The organism is Synechococcus sp. R8-2, from assembly GCF_047461715.1.
Lineage (GTDB): Bacteria > Cyanobacteriota > Cyanobacteriia > Thermostichales > Thermostichaceae > Thermostichus.
The window spans coordinates 1-1,655 of record NZ_JANSHQ010000417.1 but is presented as its reverse complement, the minus strand read 5'-3'; the positions used below and the strand labels follow the sequence as shown (position 1 = coordinate 1,655).

Here is a 1,655-nt window from a genome sequence, read left to right as displayed (position 1 = left end):
TATTGACTAGAGTCATGCTCCAGTTGCGGTGGATATGCTCGGCCATAGCAGGGATCCCGGCTCGAAAGAGGGTGAATTGCAGACTCAGAGGGTGCTCAACACCTCTCGCGCTGCGGCCAAGGTTTTCTCCACATCGGCCTCTGTGTGGGCCAGGGAGGTGAAGCCTGCCTCAAATTGCGAGGGTGCCAGATAGACTCCCCGCTCCAACATGCCGCGATGGAAGCGGGCAAATTTCTGCAGATCGGAAGTCTTGGCCTCTTCGTAGTTGCGCACTGGGCCGGCAGTAAAAAAGAAGCCAAACATGCCGGGCAGATAGCCCCCGCACATCTCATGCCCCGTTTCCCGCGCGATCTGCAATAGCCCCGTCGCCAACTTCTCGGTAATCCGCTCCAGATACTCGTAGGTGCCCGGGCGGCGCAAAATGTCCAGTGTCTGGATCCCTGCTGTCATGGCCAGGGGGTTGCCGGAAAGAGTCCCTGCCTGATACATCGGCCCCGCTGGAGCCACCATTTCCATAATTTCTCGCCGACCGCCATAGGCCCCCACCGGCAGGCCGCCACCGATGACCTTGCCCAGGGTCGTTAAATCGGGGATGACCCCAAACTTGGCCTGTACACCGCCATAGCTGATGCGAAAGCCGGTCATCACCTCGTCAAATACCAGCAGGGCCCCGTACTTTTGGGTGAGATCTCGCAAGCCTTCCAAGAAGCCCGGCTGGGGGGGAATAAAGCCGGCATTGCCCACCACCGGCTCTAGGATGACTCCGGCAATGGAGTCGGGGTGCTGTTCAAACAGGGCCTTGACTGCCTCCAGGTCGTTGTAGGGAGCCGTCAGCGTAGCGCTGGTAGCTGCCTTGGGCACCCCCGGCGAGTCTGGCAAGCCCAGCGTGGCCACCCCCGAACCGGCTTTCACCAAAAACATATCCGCATGGCCGTGGTAGCAGCCCTCAAACTTGATCACCTTTTCCCGACCGGTATAGGCCCGCATCAAGCGCAGCACCGCCATGCAAGCTTCGGTGCCGGAATTGACAAAGCGCACCATCTCCACACTGGGCACCGCCTCAATGACCCGCTCCGCCAGTTCATTTTCCAGAACGCATGGGGCGCCGAAGCTGGTGCCTTTCTCCAAAGCTCGGCGCAGAGCCTCAATGACCTCGGGGTGAGCGTGGCCAACAATCGCCGGCCCCCAACTGCCGATGTAGTCGATGTATTGGTTGCCGTCCACATCCCAGGCGTAGGCCCCTGAGACGCGGTCGAACACGACGGGATCCCCGCCCACCGACTTGAAGGCCCGTACCGGAGAACTAACCCCCCCCGGCATGAGGCTTTGTGCCCGGGCAAAAACCTGCTTGGAGCGGGTGGTGTTAAACGAGGTGGAGTGGAGAGTGCTGGTCATAGAGCATAAGGAGCTTTCAACGCATTACCAAGGCTAGCAAGCAAGGGAGCTTTCTGGTGAGCCCTTTTACCGACCATGAAACTACAAACCCATTCCCGCCAGCGTGTCGATCACCTGCTCCAGGATCAGGGTGAGGTTGGGATGGGAGGTCTCGAACAGGCCCAGCGCCTCTCCAATGCGATCTCTATGCCCTTGGCTCTGTTTGCTCTCGGTTCGGGATCCCAGCTCGGCCAGCACCGCTTCCACTTCCTGGCGAATGG

Annotated in this window: 2 protein-coding genes; both read right to left on the bottom strand. The window is 60.0% G+C overall.

From position 1 onward, the window contains the following. Positions 1-84: 84 nt before the first annotated feature. Complete coding sequence (gene hemL / locus NW819_RS10155) at positions 85-1,395, bottom strand: glutamate-1-semialdehyde 2,1-aminomutase (protein ID WP_011432645.1); 1,311 nt, start codon at positions 1,393-1,395, stop codon at positions 85-87. Positions 1,396-1,476: 81 nt separating this feature from the next. Beyond that, on the bottom strand, positions 1,477-1,641 hold the full coding sequence (locus NW819_RS10150) for a DUF4404 family protein (RefSeq protein WP_414413662.1): 165 nt from the start codon (positions 1,639-1,641) through the stop codon (positions 1,477-1,479). Positions 1,642-1,655: the final 14 nt, after the last annotated feature.